This window comes from Micromonospora saelicesensis (assembly GCF_900091575.1).
GTDB lineage: Bacteria > Actinomycetota > Actinomycetes > Mycobacteriales > Micromonosporaceae > Micromonospora > Micromonospora saelicesensis.
This window is the reverse complement of sequence record NZ_FMCR01000002.1, coordinates 649,151-664,262: the sequence shown is the minus strand read 5'-3', so window position 1 is coordinate 664,262 and position 15,112 is coordinate 649,151. Positions and strand designations below refer to the sequence as shown.

Below are 15,112 nucleotides of genomic sequence, written 5' to 3'. Positions count from 1 at the left end.
ACTCACACCAGGTGGTCGACCGCTCGGGCCGGCCGGGGCAACCCGCTGTGGTGGCCGTGGTCCTGGTCGGCCAGCGCGCCGGCGATCAGGATGTCGATCAGGGCGGCGAAGCCGATGCCGGCCTGCTGCCAGATCTGCGGGAACTGGGACGCGGCGGTGAAGCCGGGGAACGTGTTGACCTCGTTCACGATGGGCTCGGGCGACCCCTCGGTGGGCAGGAAGAAGTCGACCCGCAGCAGCCCACGGCAGTCGAGGGCCTGGAAGGCGCGAATCGCACGGTCCTGAAGCACCTCGGTGGTCGCCGCGTCGAGCGGGGCGGGAATCTGGAAGATCGCCCCGCCGTCGTACTTCGCGTCGTAGTCGAAGAAGCCGGCACCGGTCACCCGGATCTCCAGCGGCGGGCCGGCCTGCACCCGGCCGTCCGGGTGCTGGAGGACAGCCACGTCGATCTCGCGTCCGCGCGCTCCCTGCTCGACGAGCACCTTCGGGTCGACCTGGCGGGCCTGCTCCAGCGCGGCGGGAACTCCCGCCCAGTCGTCCACCCTGACGACGCCCAGGCTCGACCCGGCCCGGGCCGGCTTGACAAAGACCGGCAGTTCCAGCCGATGCTGGTCCTCGGGCGACAGGGTCTCGCCGGGACGCAGGGTCACCCCCGGGCTGACCCGCAGGCCCTCCGCCGCGAGAAGCCGCTTGGTGACCCCCTTGTCCATGCCGGCGGCGCTGGCGAAGACGCCGTTGCCGACGTACGGCACGCCGAGCCATTCCAGCAGCGACGACACGGTGCCGTCCTCGCCGTACGGGCCGTGCAGGGCCGGGAACACCACGTCCTGGGCGCGCAGGACGCGCAACGCCGCAGGCAGGGGCGTCGGTCGGCCACCGACGTGCCACCCGCCGTCGCGGTCGATGAGCACCTCGGTGACCTGGTACCGCTCACGGTCAAGGTGGGCGAGGATGCTCGCCGCCGAGCGGCAGGACACGTCGTGCTCGCCGCTCTGCCCGCCGTACAGCACTGCCAGTCGGGTTGTCATGAGTTCCGTGCCCTTCCGTGGAGGTGCTCGCGGGCCACCCGGGCCCCGATGCCGGTCAAGATCTCGTGTGGGTTGGTGTCGGCCCAGCGGGCCCACTCGACGACCGTCGGAGGGCGCTGGTCGCCCTCGGCCGGGCCGAACACCACGACCGGGTCGCCGATCGTCACGGGAAGATCCCCGGCGTCGACCACGCACTGGTCCATGGCGATGCGCCCGACGATCGGGCACCGCCGACCGGCGAGCCACACCGAGGCGCGGCCACCCGTGGCCCGGGGCAGCCCGTCGGCGTAACCGAGCGGCAGCAGCGCCAGGGTGGTCGCCGCGCCGGTCACGTGCTCGGGCCCGTAGGAGACGCCAGTGCCCGCCGGCACCCGCTTGACGTTGACCACGCTCGTCCGCAGGGTCATCGCGGGGTGCAGCCCGAACTCGCCCGGACCGCTCACGCCGAACGGGTCCACGCCGTAGAGGGCGATCCCGATCCGGCAGAGGTCGAAGCGGGTCCTCGGTGCGGAGAGCGCGGCCGCCGAGTTGGCCAGGTGGACGAGATCGGGGTCCAGGCCAGCCGACCGTGCGGTCCGCAGTGCCTCCTCGAAGATCGCCACCTGACGGGTGAGTACGGGGGCGCCCGGCAGGTCGGCGTCGGCGAGATGGGACCACACCCCGCGCACCCGGATCCCGCCCTCTCGTTCGTACTTGCGGGCCCAACCGACCAACTCGGGCCAGTCGTCCCCGGCGGCCCCGTTGCGGGACAACCCGGTGTCCGCCTTGAGCTGCACCATCGCCGGTGCGCCGAGCAGGCGGGCCGCGTCGGCAACGGCGTGCAGGTGCGTCGTCGTGGACACGCCGACGTCGACGCCACTCTTGATCAACATACCGAAGTCGTCATTCGGGCCGTGCAGCCAGCTCAACGTGGGCGCGGTCACACCCGCGTCGCGCAGGGTCAGCGCCTCGGCCGTCGAGGTCACTCCCAGCCAGGAGGCGCCGGCACGCAGCGCGGCCCGGGCCACCTGGACCGCGCCGTGGCCGAACCCGTCGGCCTTCACCACGGCCATCAGTCCGGTGCCGGTGACCGACGCGATCGTCCGCACGTTGCTGGCGATCGCGTCCAGGTCGATCAGGGCTTCGGCGAGGACGCTCATCCGGCCGCCCCCACCCGGCGCGTGCCGGGCAGCGCGAACAGCCAGCCCGCGCGAACCGCCAGCAGCCCGCGGTGAACGGCCAGGCTCAGACCGATCACCAGCCCGCTCAGCAGAATCGGATAACCGAGCACGATCAGGCCCTGAGCGGACCCACCCAGCCCGGAAACCGGTACGAGCAACAGCCGGTGCAGCAGGGCCAGGACCGGCATGTGAATGACGTAGATCGGCAGGGTGATGCGGCCGAGCCTAGCCAGCGGTCTGCTGAGCGCCGACCACCGCGACAGCCGGGCAGCGGCGGTTATGCCGAAGATCACTGCCAGCACGGAGACCGCCGGCCACACCCCGAACGACTGCTGAGCGCCGGTCACGGCCATCGCGGCGAGCGCCAGGACGTAGCCACCCGAGGTCAGCAACAGCCGGCGGCGGCTCGCGGTGGCGGCCCACCGCTGGATCTGCGGCCGCAGGTACAGGCCGGCGAGAAAGAAGACCAGGTTCTGGTAGAGGCCGGCGCGGTTGCCCGGGGTATCGAGCAGGCCGGCGGCGGCGACGGCGGACAGCGCGGCGGCGGGGACCAGGACCAGCACCCGGGGCGCTCGGCGGGTCAACTTGGCGATCGTGAAGTACAGCGCCAGGGCGTACAGGTACCAGAGGTTGGACGGCGTGATGGTGAGCTGCTCCAGCAGGCCGAGCGCCGAGGTGGCCCGGTCGGTCGGCAGTTCCGGCGCGGCGGCGAGGACCACCGTGTGGATCAGCAGCCAGACGGCGTACAGGTAGAGGAACCCGGCGATCCGGCTGCGAGCGACCACCCGCCACGGCCGCTGGGCGGCGTTCGCCGCGAAGACGCCCGAGATGGTGAAGAACAACGGCATCCGCAGCGGGAGGAACTGCTCACCCAGCGTTCCCCAGAAGCCCGGCACCGGTACGCCGATGTGCCAGTCGATCTGGAGGTAGTCCTTCACGACGACGTGCCACAGGACGACGAGGATGATGCAGACGCCCTTCGCGGCATCCGCCCACTGCGCCCGGTGCGATCCGGCGGCGGGTGCGGGTGCGGGTGCGGAGGCAGGGGCGGGTCCGCTCCGTTGGCGGTGGCGGAACCGGACGCGCGTCGCGTCGGGCTCCAGCTCGGCGGGCCGGGATTCGGTCAGCTGTCGGATCACTCACCGAAAGCTGCCAGCCGGATATCCGCACGTGATCCACGAATTGTCATGATCCGGTACCGAATTGTCATGATCCGGTACCGAGGAGGGACCGGGCTTTAGCGGTGGGTAGGCGGTGGATGCCGTCAAGCGTGGCCCTGGTCTTCGACATAGCGCTCGATGACCTCCAAGTTTGCGCCGCCAGTGGTGGCGACGAAGTAGCTGTTGGTCCACAGGGTTGGCAACCGGGACTTGAGCTGCGGGAACTCTTGGCGTAGCAGTCGTGACGAACGGCCTTTGATCTGCTTGACGAGGCAGTGGATGCCGTCTTGGGGTCGCAGCCGACCAGCAGGTGTACCTGGTCCGGCATCGTCTCGATCGCTTCGACAGGGGCGTTCCGATCGGCACACACCTCGCTGATGATCTCCTTGAGGCGGTCGTCGACCGCTCCGGTAAGCACCGTCCTGTGGTACTTCCGACACCACACGACGTGGTAGTTGCACCGATAGACGACATTTGTTTCTCGACCTGACCTTATCCAGGGCGGCACTATATAGCGCACTGCTATACAGTTCGTGATGTGATCGAGGTGGTGCGCCACACCTACCGGCTGCGCCCCGGCGTGACCGCGGCGGGCGCACTGTTGGCTGAGTGGGGCCGCTGTCGGTGGTTGTGGAACGAAGCTGTCCACCAGCACAAGAGCGGCAACAAATCCACGTTCGGCGCCCTGTCCAAGATGCTCACCGAAGCGCGCGCTAGATACACGTGGCTGCGTGACGGATCCCAGGTCGCTCAGCAGCAAACCCTGCGCACCTACGCTGCAGCGCTGGCGCACTCTTTCACCATCAAAGGCAGGAGACGGCCAACGGTGAAAGCCCGCAAGCGGTCGCTGCCCAGCCTGGAGTACACCCTGCGTGGGTTCACCATCGCGGACGGCCGGCTGCGCCTCGCGCGCGGAATCAGCATGCCGGTGGTGTGGTCTCGCCCTCTGCCATCCCCACCAACCAGTGTCCGCGTCTACCGGGACAGCCTCGGCCACTGGTATGCGTCGTTCGTGGTCCGGCGTGAACGCATTGACGCGCCAGCGGCGTCCGGGGCGATCGGCATCGATTGGGGAGTGACGACCACCGCCACGACCACGGATGCCCGCTTCGACCTGCCGCACCTCGGCCACCGCAAGCGGTGCGCCGCTGAACTGGCCAAAGCTCAGCGGAAGATGGCGCGCCGCCGCCGCCCGAAAGGTCACGCGCAGTCGAACGGCTACCGCAGCGCCAAACGTGCGGCGGCGAAACTGCACAAGAAGGCCGCCCGGCAGAACACCCACGACTCCCGCCAGTGGGCGAAAGCCATCGTTGACAACCACCAGGTGATCGCGGTGGAAGACTTCAAGCCGAAGTTCCTGGCCAAGTCGACCATGGCACGCAAAGCCGCAGACGCCGCGATCGGTGCGGCCAAGCGAGAACTGATCGAACGGGGCACGCGGGCGGGCCGGAAGGTGGTGCTGGTTCCGCCCGCCTACACGACCATGACGTGTTCCTCGTGCGCGACGAGAGCCAAGCAGCGCATCGGGTTGAACGTCAGAGTTTTCGAGTGCGCGGCCTGCGGTTTCACCGCCTGCCGCGACCTCAACGCCGCGAGGACGATCCTCGCCACGGTAGAGCGCGACCGTGCCGGTGCTGACGACGTAAGACATTTGATCACCTCCCTTCGGGGTGCGGGATCGAATGCGGTCCGAGCCGAAGATCCTCCAGATTTATTCGTGGGCAGCGTTAAGATCCGGTAATGGACGCCGGACCCGATTCGTAGCCGGTTCCGAGCCGCCCCCGGCCGACGCCGGGCGGCACTAGGCTCGTTGCGGAGGTGTCGAACATGAAGCTCGGGCTGCACTACTGGAACTACTCGACCCCGGCCGACCCGGCCGTGATCGCACCGACCCTGGCGCAGACGGCGACAATCGCCGAGCAGGCCGGCGTCGCGTCGTTCACGGTGATGGACCACTTCTTCCAGATGGACGCGGTGTTCGCGGCCGAGGAGCCGATGCTCGAGGCGTACACCACGCTGGGCTACGTCGCGGCCGTGACCCAGCGGATGACGCTGGGCGTGCTGGTCACCGGCGTGATGTACCGCTATCCGGGGTTGCTCGCCAAGACCGTGACGACCCTCGACGTGCTCTCCGGCGGCCGGGCCCGCCTCGGCATCGGCGCCTCCTGGTACGAGCGGGAGCAGCTCGGGCTGGGTGTGCCGGTCGTCCCGGTGGCCGAGCGGTTCGAGCGGTTGGAGGAGACGTTGCGCATCTGCCTTCAGATGTGGAGTGCCGACGACGGCCCGTTCAACGGGCAGCACTACCAGCTCGCCGAGACCATCAACTCGCCGCAGCCGTTGAGCCGCCCGCGCCCGCCCATCATGATCGGTGGCGGCGGCGAGAAGAAGACCCTGCTGCTGGTGGCCCGGTACGCCGACGCCTGCAACCTGTTCGGCCGCGGCGGCATTGACGACATCACGCGCAAGCTGGATGTGCTGCGCGGGCACTGTGCCGCCGAGGGCCGCGACTACGACACCATCGAGAAGACGGTGGTCGCCTCCCAGGCGCCGCTGGACGACACCGACGCGTTCCTCGCCGAGGTGTCCGAATACGCCGCACTCGGGGTGAGCGAGGTGCAGGTGACGCCGGATCGGGACCCGATCGAGTTCGCCCGGCGGCTCGGTGACGAGGTGCTGCCCCGGTTGGCCGACATCGGCTGATCCCGCTGCGCGAAATTCGCTGGTCGTGGGGCTGATCGCGGTCTACCGTGGCCCGCCGTGCTCTCAAACGAACAGATGATCGGGCAGGCCCTGGACCGGATCGCGGCGGGGTACGTCTTTCCTGAGAAGGTCGCGGACATCGACGCCGCGATCCGGCGCCGTCTCGCGGCGGGCGAGTACGACAACCTGGACGGGCCGGCGCTCTGCGAGACGGTGACCGCCCACCTTCAGGAGGTGTGCCCGGACAAGCATCTGCGGCTGCTGTGGTCGGACCAGCCGCAGTCGCTGGATCCAGCGGACGAAGACGGCGGGCGGGCCGCGTTCCTCGCGCTGCTCAGGGCGGAGAACCAGGGGATCCGCCGGGTCGAGCACCTGGACGGCAACGTCGGGCTCATCGACGTGCGGCGCATCGCGTACGCCGACGAAGGCGGGCGTCGGCGTGGTCCCCGACGTACCCGTCCCAGCGGACCAGGCACTCGACACGGCACTCACTGCCATCTCGGGCGCATAGGCGCGGCTGGGTCCGTCACGCGGTCGGCTCACTGAGCCTTTCCGAGTAACGGTTGGTGGCGTTGTGTGATCACGTCGTACGGCGGTGGCCGTGGTGGAGCAGGACCAAGGCGGCCATGGTTGCGTGGCTTCTTGAACGCCACCGTGATGGTGTCGGCCTCGCCTTCGAGGCCAGCAACACCGAGTGCAGGCCGGGCGCTTGCGCGGCGAGCACGGTAAGGCCCTCATGCAGGTACGCGTACCCGTCGATCTGCTGATCGTGTTGTCGCCGGCGAGTTGCGAGATGCGGGTGCCGTCGATCAGCCAGCGGATCACCAGGACTGCCTGTTTGAAGCAGCCCAACGACCGGGTCCCGGCGCGGGTGCCGAGCCGTTGCCGTTCGGCGTGCAGGAGGCCGGACAAAAACGACACGATCGCCTCGCGTACGGGCAGGATGGCGGCATATGTGTCACTCGTAGCGACGCAGAACCTCGATGACGGTGATTCCGGGAAGGACCACCTTCATGCCGGGGTTCTGCGTCTTCTCGTTGCACCGCAACGGATCCGGGCGCGTCCGGACCGCCGATCGAGCCAGCTACTCCAAGTCCTTATTCGGAAAGGCCCAGTGGAGGATCAGCAGGGGGTCAGCTGCCAGGTCACCTTCGTCACGTTGACCGGTATATACAGGTCGCCCCCGGTCCCGCCGGCAGGAGCGCAGTTTTTGAAGGGAATCGACGAGCCGAAAGTGAACCCGGATATTACGGCGTCGCGGCCTGTGCCGTTGTAGAAGTTGAATCCCTGGATGCTGCCGGTCCACTCGCTGTTGGTCGTCAGAGACGGCGTCTCCACGGGACCCTGCGGCGGGTGATTCCAGTTGGGCCAGATGCAGAGCATGCCCTGCGGGCAGTTCCCGGACCCCCAGCCTTGTATCGACACTCCGGGTGCTGCCGCCGAGGCGGTGGGGGCGGCGGCCAGCGCGCCTGCGACGGACGCGGCGATGGCGATGGCGATGGATTTCAACAGCACGGTTCACCTGCTTCAGATAGATACTTATAGATGCGAATTAAACTACCGGCGGAAAATTGACACGTCAAGCACCTGAGGCGACGTAGTCCGGTGGGGTCAATCGGAAGCTGGCGTCACCTGTGTCTGATGACGATTGAGGTAGTTTCAGGGTGATATCTGTCGGATGGCACCACGGCCTGTCAGCATCCGACCACCCTCCACGGTGGAGCCGGCCGTGCTCTCACCCGACGGCGCCACCGTGGATACGACGGCCGACACCGTCCGGGCCGGCCGGCGACCTCGGAGCAGACGCACGGGTCGAGTGGTCACCACTGCTGGAGTCGTTACGGGGCTCTCCGCAGGATGGTTCCCCGTTGTTGCAGGCGCAGAAGGATCCCCAGATAAAGGTCGCCCGCGCTGCCGAAAATTGTTCGCGCGGCGTGCCAGGTAGCCTCTCCGGGTGTCGCAGATCCCACCGCTTCTTGTTACCGATCGGTATGACGTCGTGGAGCTCCTTGGCCAGGGCGGAATGGGTCGAGTGTGGAAAGTCCGCGACCGGATGTTGCAACGGGACGTCGCCATCAAGGAGATCGTTCCGCCGCCCAATCTGACCACTGAGGCGCGACAGGAATTGCGGGTTCGGTCACTCCGGGAGGCCCGGGCGATCGCCCAGCTCGACCACGTCAACGTCGTCCGGGTCTTCGATGTGCTGTTGAACGCCGACGGCGACCCGCAGATCGTGATGGAGTACGTGCCGTCCCGTTCGCTGCACGACACCATCACCACCGACGGTCCCGTCCCGCCGGTGCGGGCGGCCGAGATCGGGCTGGCCGTGCTGGGCGCGCTGCGCGCCGCCCACCGCGCCGGGATCATGCACCGCGACGTCAAACCGGCCAACATCCTCGTCGGCACGGACGACCGGATCGTGCTCACCGACTTCGGCCTGGCCACCGCCGTCGAGGACGTGAACCTGACCCTCAGCGGTGTGGTGCTCGGCTCGCCCGCGTACGTGTCTCCCGAGCGGGCCATGCGCGGCACGGTGGGCCCGGAGGGGGATCTCTGGTCGCTCGGCGCGACCCTGTACGCCGCCGTCGAGGGGCAGTCGCCGTACGCCCGGCCGTCGAGTCTGATGAGCCTCACCGCGCTGGTCACCGAGCCACCTCCGGCGGCGCGACGGGCGGGACCGCTCGCGCCGGTGCTGGCCGGTCTGCTGCGCAAGGACCCGGCCGAGCGGATGGACGCCGACGCGGCCGAGCAGTTGCTCCGGGCGGCGCTGGACGGCACACCGCAGCCGCCCATCGCGGTGACGTGGCGTCCGGCGCCCGCCGCACCCGCACCAACCGCGATCACGGCCCATCCGATCGACGCGCCCGACGTACCCCGGTCGTCGGCCCCGGTGGCGGCGGATCGTGCCGGTCGGGGACCGGCCCGCCGACGGCGGACCTGGCTCCTCGGTGGTCTCGCGGCAGTGGTCGCGCTCGGCCTGGCGGTCGCGGTTCCACTGGCCACCCGCCGTGCGTCACGGCCGGCCGGGGGAGGGGCCGAGCTGGTGGACGCCGCCGTGCCGGGTGCGCCGTCGACGCCCGGTGCCGCACGGACGACCGCTGCGCTCCAGCCGATCTCGTGGTCGGTCTACCGGGACAGCAGCGGCTTCTCGATGCCGGCGCCGCGCGACTGGCAGATCGTCCGGCACGGGCAGCGGGTCGAACTCCACGAGCCGGGCGGCGAACGGATGCTGGTCGTCAGTCAGACCGACTCGCCGCGCGGCGACCCGTTGGCCGAACTGGGCGGCCAGGCCGTCAGTGAGCGGTACCGCGACTATCGCCGGGTCGAGCTGCTCGCCGTCAACTACCAGCTCAAGGCCGCCGACCTGGAGTGGGTCTACACCAGCGAGGCGGGCACGGCGATGCGCGGGCGCCAGCGCACCTTCACGACGGGTAAGCGCCTGGGCTACAGCATCGCCTGGCTGACACCCGAGTCCGCCTGGGCGGTGGCCGGGGCGGACGCGTTCCGGGAGATCACCGCGGGCTTCCGGCCGGCGTCGACGGCGGGCGGGGCCACCCCGTCCGCCACGCCGGACCGGCGAGTGTCGCCGACCCCGAGCGTGCCCCCGGCGCGCTCGGGCAGCCGGCTCGTCGGGGTGGCGAGCAAACGCTGCCTGGACGTCAGCGCGCCGGACTCACCCGACCCCGTCCGGCTGGGGATCTGGGACTGCCGGGACGATCGCGCCTCCCACCAGGTCTGGGCGATGCGGTCGGACGGGAGCGTGCAGTTGGGTGGGCGTTGCCTGGACGTGCTCGGCGCGTCCAGCGACGCCGGGGCGGCGATCCAGCTCACCACCTGCAACACGACCCCGGCGCAACAGTTCACCCTGAACGAGGCCCGGCAACTCGTCAACGCGCACAGCGGACTGTGCCTGGGCACGGTCGGCCAGAGCACCGCGAACGGCGCGATGATCGAGCAGCGCAGCTGTAGTGCCGGCACGAGCCATCTGCAGTGGACCCGGCGATAGCGCCCGGACACCCGACGAGGGCCGTCCTCCCGGTGGTGCGGAGGACGGCCCTCGTCGGTGGTTGGATCAGGCGACCGAGGCGGGGAACCGTTCCCAGACCCGGTGCGCGGCCATCAACTGCTGCACCGCCGTCAGCGCCTCGGCGCCCGAGCCCGCCGCCACGACGCCCGGGGTGCCGGCGACGCCGGCCTGCTCCAGCACTGTTACGCCGGCGCCCCAGGCGCCGATCGCCTTGGCGTGCCGCCAGGCCTCCTCGACGAGCAGCAGCACGCGGGGGTCCACGGTGGCCGGGGCCGGCGTGCCCGCCTTGGCGTCGCGGGCGGGCAGGGCATCCGGTGCGGGTGCCGGCGCTCCGGCCAGCAGGACCGCGTCGAACTCGACCGACCGGCCGGTGGCGAAGGTGCGCTGCACCGGCAGGTCGCCCACCATGCCGCCGTGCGGGGCGATCAGCAGCGGCACCATGCCGGCGCTGAACACGGCCCGGCGGACCTCGTCAACGCCGTCCAGGTCGCCGTCGGGGTCGACGACGATCCCGACCATCCGGCCGTCGCTCGGCCACTCCCGGCCGACCTGCGACAGCGCCGGGCTGGGCGTGACGTCGGGGAGCGGGACGGTCGGCTGGGGTGCGGGCAGGCCCAGCCCGGTGGCGACCTGCTCGCACAGCACCGGGTCGATGTTGGCGAGGCTCCGCAGCTGACGCTCCTTGATCGCCTGGTGGTAGCACTTGCCCAGCTCGAAGGTGTACGCCCGGATGATGTGTTCCTTCTCGACCGGCGACATGCTCAGCCAGAACAGGCGGACCTGGCTGTAGTGGTCGTCGAACGAGGCCGGGTTCGCGCGTACCTTCGGTGCCTGCGCGACAGTGACCGGCACGTCGACGAAGGCGTGCTCGGCGTCCCCGGCGGGGAACGGGTTGCCGCCGTCGAGCGAGTTCGGCCGGTACGGCGCGACGCCGGCGTGCACGGCGTGCTGGTGGAAGCCGTCGCGCAGCATGTCGTTCACGGCGGCGTGCGGGCGGTTGATCGGGATCTGCGTGAAGTTCGGCCCGCCCAGCCGGGTGAGCTGCGTGTCGACGTACGAGAAGAGCCGGCCCTGCAACAGCGGGTCGTTGGTGACGTCGATACCCGGGGGCAGGTGACCGAGGTGGAAGGCGACCTGTTCGGTCTCGGCGAAGAAGTTCGTCGGCGTCCGGTTGAGCACCAGCCGCCCGATGGGCTGCACCTCGGCCAACTCCTCCGGCACGATCTTCGTGGGGTCAAGCAGGTCGATGCCGGCGAAGGTCTCCTCGGGAGTGTCCGGGAAGACCTGGATGCCCAGCTCCCACTCGGGGTACGCGCCGGCCTCGATGGCGTCGTAGAGGTCGCGGCGGTGGAAGTCCGGGTCGATGCCGCCGATCAGCTGCGCCTCCTCCCAGGTCAGCGAGTGCACGCCCAGCTTCGGCTTCCAGTGGAACTTGGCCAGCACCGTCTCCCCCGCCTCGTTGACGAGGCGGAAGGTGTGCACGCCGAAGCCCTCCATCGTCCGGTACGAACGCGGAATGCCCCGGTCGGACATGTTCCAGATGGTGTGGTGCTGCGCCTCGGTGTGCAGCGACACGAAGTCCCAGAAGGTGTCGTGGGCGCTCTGCGCCTGCGGGATCTCCCGGTCGGGGTGCGGCTTGCCGGCGTGGATGATGTCCGGGAACTTGATCGCGTCCTGGATGAAGAAGACCGGGATGTTGTTGCCGACCAGGTCGAAGGTGCCCTCGTCGGTGTAGAACTTCGTGGCGAAGCCACGGGTGTCGCGGACCGTGTCGGCCGAGCCCCGCGAACCGAGCACCGTGGAGAACCGGACGAAGACGTCGGTCTCGCGTCCCTTCTTGAGGAAGCCGGCCCTGGTGACCGCCTCGGCGGTGCCGTACGCGGTGAACACACCGTGCGCGCCGGCGCCCCGGGCGTGCACCACGCGCTCCGGAATGCGTTCGTGGTCGAAGTGCGTGATCTTCTCGCGTAGGTGGTGGTCCTGGAGGAGCACCGGGCCGCGTGGGCCGGCCTTGAGCGAGTGGTCGGTGTCGCGCAGCCGCGCCCCGTTCGCGGTCGTGAGGTAGGCCCCCTGCTGACCGTTCGCGATCGTCGGCGCGCCGGTCTCCGCGCCGGTCGGCGTGCGCGTCTGCGGTGCCCCCTGTTCCGACTTCGGCGGCAGCGGGTCGTGCGGCGTCGTCGGCTCCTCGAGCGGCGGTGGCGCGCTCCCCGGCGCACCGGGGACATCCGGGGTGAGGGCGTCGGCGATCTTGCCTGAGGCGGTCTTCACGACGTTCTTGACCGCCTCGGCGGGGTTGCTGGAATCCACTGAATGAACCTCTCCATGGCGCTTGTGCGGGCCGGCGCCTGCCCTGCTACCCCAGGTCAGAGGGTCGAAACACGACTCGTCTCGGCATCCTGCACCGGGACTGGTGATTTCGCCGATGCCGGGATCGGCGGAGCAGCCAAAACTGACACACGTCGATATCCCTCGACTTTAGGGAGTGCCCGACGTGTCCTCACCAACCACCACCCGTCCCCGTTCCGTCGCAGCCCGTGCCACCCGGTTCGCGTTGGCCGCCGTCCTGGCCGCCGGCGGCGTCGTGGCCGGATCGTCCGGCGCCGCCCAGGCCGCCGGCCCGTACGAGCGGGGCCCCGCCCCGACCACGGCGATCCTGGAGGCCAGCCGCGGCCCGTTCGCGACGTCCTCGCAGAGCGTGTCCTCGCTGAGCGTCACCGGCTTCGGCGGCGGCGTCATCTACTACCCGACCAGCACCAGCGAGGGCACCTTCGGCGCCATCGCCATCTCGCCCGGTTACACCGCCGCCTGGTCCAGCATCAGCTGGCTCGGACCACGGATCGCCTCGCACGGTTTCGTGGTGATCGGCATCGAGACCAACAGTCGGCTGGACCAGCCGGACAGTCGTGGCCGGCAGTTGCTCGCCGCGCTGGACTACCTCACTCAGCGCAGCTCGGTGCGGACCCGGATCGACAGCAGTCGGCTCGCGGTGGCCGGCCACTCCATGGGTGGCGGGGGCAGCCTGGAGGCGGCCTCGTCGCGGCCGTCGCTGCAGGCCGCGGTGCCGCTGGCACCGTGGAACCTGGACAAGAGCTGGTCCGAACTTCGGGTGCCCACGCTGATCGTCGGTGGCGAGAGCGACAGCGTCGCGCCGGTCTCGTCGCACTCGGTGCCCTTCTACAACAGCATCCCGGCCTCCGCCGAGAAGGCGTACCTGGAGCTGAACGGCGCGAGCCACTTCTTCCCGCAGACGACGAACACGCCGACCGCCCGGCAGATGGTGGCCTGGTTGAAGCGGTTCGTCGACGACGACACCCGCTACGAGCAGTTCCTCTGCCCCGGGCCGAGCGGATCGCAGATCGAGGAGTATCGCAACACCTGTCCCAGCGCCTGACGGCGGTGACGGGGCGGTCGCCGCTGGCGGCCGCCCCGTCCACGTGCGTAAAGGGGGCATTGAAGGTCTTGACGCCAAACCCGAGAAACGTACACTGCGAGTGTAAATAAACACCCGCCACGACAGAGGGATGGGTGATGGAGCGCGGCCTCGAACTGCACCACATCGGCGTCCGTTTCGGCGGCCTCACCGCCCTCGACGACGTGTCCCTGCGGGTGCCACCCAACCGGGTGGTGGGCGTCATCGGGCCCAACGGCGCCGGCAAGACCACGCTGTTCAACGTGATCTGCGGCTTCGTCGCACCGGAGACGGGTTCACTCACCCTCGACGGCCGGCCGCTGCGGCCACGGCCGCACCGGCTGACCCGGCTCGGCATCGCCCGGACCTTGCAGGGCACCGGGCTCTTCGCCGGGCTGAGCGTGCTGGAGAACGTGATGACCGGCGCTTCGCACACCGCCCGTGCCGGCTTCGTCCCGGCGCTGCTCGGGCTGCCGGCCAGCGACCGCGACGAACGCCGGCTCCGCGGGGACGCCCTGACCATCCTCGACGAGCTGGGCATCGCCGAGCACGCCGAGGCTGCGCCGACCACCCTGCCCTTCGCCGTACGCCAGCGGGTCGCCCTGGCCCGCGCGCTCGCCGCCCGGCCCCGGCTGCTCCTGCTCGACGAGCCGGCCGGTGGCCTCGGGGCGGACGACATCGCCGAGCTGGCGGAGCTGGTCCGGCAACTGCCCCGACGGGACAGCGACCCCTGCGCCGTGCTCCTGGTCGAGCACCACATGGACCTGGTGATGGCCGTCTGCGACGAGCTCGTGGTCCTCGACTTCGGCCGGGTCATCGCCGCCGGCACCCCGGACGAGATCCGCGACGACCCCGCGGTCACCGACGCGTACCTCGGTGCCACCGTCGAGGAGGCCTCCCAATGACCGCCACCGACCTGCTCGTCGTGCGGGGGCTGGTCGCCGGTTACGGTGCCGCGCCCGTGTTGCGGGCCATCGACCTCACCGTCCCGGCCGGCACCATCGCCGCGGTCGTCGGCGCCAACGGCGCCGGCAAGACCACTCTCCTGCGCGCGCTCTCCGGCATGATCCGCCCGGCCGCCGGCCAGGTCCTGCTGGCCGGCGAGGACCTTCGCGGTACGCCGGTGGAGCAGCTCGTCCGACGCGGCATGGCGCACGTCCCGGAGGGCCGGGGCGTGATCAGCGAGCTGACCGTCGACGAGAACCTGCGGCTGGGCGGGCTGTGGCGACGCGACCGGGCCGACGCCGGGCGGGCCCTCGACGAGGTCTACCAGCTCTTCGAGCCGCTGGCCCGACGCCGTCGGCACCTCGGTCACCAGCTCTCCGGTGGCGAGCGGCAGATGCTCGCGCTCGGTCGGGCCCTGGTCGGCCGACCCCGTCTGCTGCTGCTGGACGAGCCGTCGCTCGGCCTGGCGCCACGGGTGGTCGCCCGGACCATGGCCCTGCTCCGCCAACTGCGCGACCGCACCGGGCTGACCGTCCTGCTGGTCGAGCAGAACGTGCGCAGCGCGCTCGCCGTCGCCGACCAGGGCGTCGTGATGTCCCTCGGTCGGGTGGTGATCGCCGCCCCGGCGGTGCAGCTACGCGACGACGTCGACCTGCGCCACGCGTACCTCGGTTTCTGACCAC

Annotated in this window: 12 protein-coding genes and 1 pseudogene; 7 read left to right on the top strand and 6 right to left on the bottom strand. The window is 70.2% G+C overall.

Annotation, left to right across the window (positions count from 1 at the left end; translation table 11 throughout):
• Window positions 1-2: 2 nt before the first annotated feature.
• From GA0070561_RS10955 to tnpA, 4 genes and pseudogenes are all read right to left on the bottom strand, one after another.
• Complete coding sequence (locus tag GA0070561_RS10955; RefSeq protein ID WP_091399189.1) at window positions 3-1,028, bottom strand: D-alanine--D-alanine ligase family protein; 1,026 nt, start codon at window positions 1,026-1,028, stop codon at window positions 3-5.
• Entirely contained in the window at window positions 1,025-2,167 is a 1,143-nt protein-coding gene (alr, locus tag GA0070561_RS10950) for an alanine racemase (RefSeq protein WP_091399186.1), read from the bottom strand. Before alr ends, GA0070561_RS10955 begins: the two co-directional genes overlap by 4 nt.
• Window positions 2,164-3,327 carry an acyltransferase family protein gene (locus GA0070561_RS10945; RefSeq protein ID WP_091399183.1) on the bottom strand — a complete coding sequence of 388 codons (1,164 nt, stop codon included), beginning with the start codon at window positions 3,325-3,327 and terminating at the stop codon, window positions 2,164-2,166. Before GA0070561_RS10945 ends, alr begins: the two co-directional genes overlap by 4 nt.
• Before the next feature lie 125 nt (window positions 3,328-3,452).
• Window positions 3,453-3,844: pseudogene (tnpA, locus tag GA0070561_RS10940) on the bottom strand (IS200/IS605 family transposase).
• Window positions 3,845-3,886: 42 nt separating this feature from the next.
• Between tnpA and GA0070561_RS10935 the strand changes: the two are divergent.
• The 3 genes from GA0070561_RS10935 to GA0070561_RS10925 all read left to right on the top strand — a co-directional run bounded on the left by GA0070561_RS10935 (window position 3,887) and on the right by GA0070561_RS10925 (window position 6,594).
• Window positions 3,887-5,089 carry an RNA-guided endonuclease InsQ/TnpB family protein gene (locus GA0070561_RS10935; RefSeq protein ID WP_208603733.1) on the top strand — a complete coding sequence of 401 codons (1,203 nt, stop codon included), beginning with the start codon at window positions 3,887-3,889 and terminating at the stop codon, window positions 5,087-5,089.
• Between the two features lie 86 nt (window positions 5,090-5,175).
• Complete coding sequence (locus GA0070561_RS10930) at window positions 5,176-6,048, top strand: LLM class F420-dependent oxidoreductase (protein ID WP_091399180.1); 873 nt, start codon at window positions 5,176-5,178, stop codon at window positions 6,046-6,048.
• Between the two features lie 57 nt (window positions 6,049-6,105).
• Window positions 6,106-6,594, top strand: a complete 489-nt coding sequence (locus GA0070561_RS10925) for a S41 family peptidase (RefSeq protein ID WP_244166152.1) — start codon at window positions 6,106-6,108, stop codon at window positions 6,592-6,594.
• Window positions 6,595-7,170: 576 nt separating this feature from the next.
• Here GA0070561_RS10925 and GA0070561_RS10915 read toward each other — a convergent pair.
• Window positions 7,171-7,563, bottom strand: a complete 393-nt coding sequence (locus tag GA0070561_RS10915) for a hypothetical protein (RefSeq protein ID WP_091399177.1) — start codon at window positions 7,561-7,563, stop codon at window positions 7,171-7,173.
• Window positions 7,564-8,002: 439 nt separating this feature from the next.
• Here GA0070561_RS10915 and GA0070561_RS10910 point away from each other — a divergent pair, with 439 nt between their 5' ends.
• A complete protein-coding gene (locus GA0070561_RS10910) occupies window positions 8,003-10,054 on the top strand; it encodes a serine/threonine protein kinase (protein WP_091399173.1) in 2,052 nt (683 codons plus the stop codon).
• 66 nt (window positions 10,055-10,120) lie between these two features.
• Here GA0070561_RS10910 and GA0070561_RS10905 read toward each other — a convergent pair whose 3' ends face one another.
• Window positions 10,121-12,382 carry a catalase gene (locus GA0070561_RS10905; protein WP_091399170.1) on the bottom strand — a complete coding sequence of 754 codons (2,262 nt, stop codon included), beginning with the start codon at window positions 12,380-12,382 and terminating at the stop codon, window positions 10,121-10,123.
• A 184-nt stretch (window positions 12,383-12,566) separates the two neighbouring features.
• Between GA0070561_RS10905 and GA0070561_RS10900 the strand changes: the two genes are divergently transcribed.
• The 3 genes from GA0070561_RS10900 (at window position 12,567) to GA0070561_RS10890 (ending at window position 15,108) form a co-directional block, all read left to right on the top strand.
• The gene (locus GA0070561_RS10900) at window positions 12,567-13,466 is read left to right on the top strand and encodes an alpha/beta hydrolase family protein (RefSeq protein ID WP_181539356.1); all 900 of its coding nucleotides are present in this window, start codon (window positions 12,567-12,569) and stop codon (window positions 13,464-13,466) included.
• Between the two features lie 137 nt (window positions 13,467-13,603).
• Window positions 13,604-14,389 (top strand): ABC transporter ATP-binding protein, encoded by a 786-nt coding sequence (locus tag GA0070561_RS10895; RefSeq protein WP_091399166.1) that lies wholly within the window; start codon window positions 13,604-13,606, stop codon window positions 14,387-14,389.
• Window positions 14,386-15,108: an ABC transporter ATP-binding protein gene (locus GA0070561_RS10890; protein WP_030490741.1), complete on the top strand. Its 723-nt coding sequence runs from the start codon at window positions 14,386-14,388 to the stop codon at window positions 15,106-15,108. The genes GA0070561_RS10895 and GA0070561_RS10890 overlap by 4 nt, the downstream gene beginning before the upstream one ends.
• Window positions 15,109-15,112 lie beyond the last annotated feature (4 nt).

Coding starts and splice junctions, on each gene's coding strand:
- GA0070561_RS10955 (WP_091399189.1), bottom strand. CDS start 1,028: ATGACAACCCGACTGGCAGTGCTGTACGGCGGGCAGAGCGGCGAGCAC.
- alr (WP_091399186.1), bottom strand. CDS start 2,167: ATGAGCGTCCTCGCCGAAGCCCTGATCGACCTGGACGCGATCGCCAGC.
- GA0070561_RS10930 (WP_091399180.1), top strand. CDS start 5,176: ATGAAGCTCGGGCTGCACTACTGGAACTACTCGACCCCGGCCGACCCG.
- GA0070561_RS10895 (WP_091399166.1), top strand. CDS start 13,604: ATGGAGCGCGGCCTCGAACTGCACCACATCGGCGTCCGTTTCGGCGGC.
- GA0070561_RS10890 (WP_030490741.1), top strand. CDS start 14,386: ATGACCGCCACCGACCTGCTCGTCGTGCGGGGGCTGGTCGCCGGTTAC.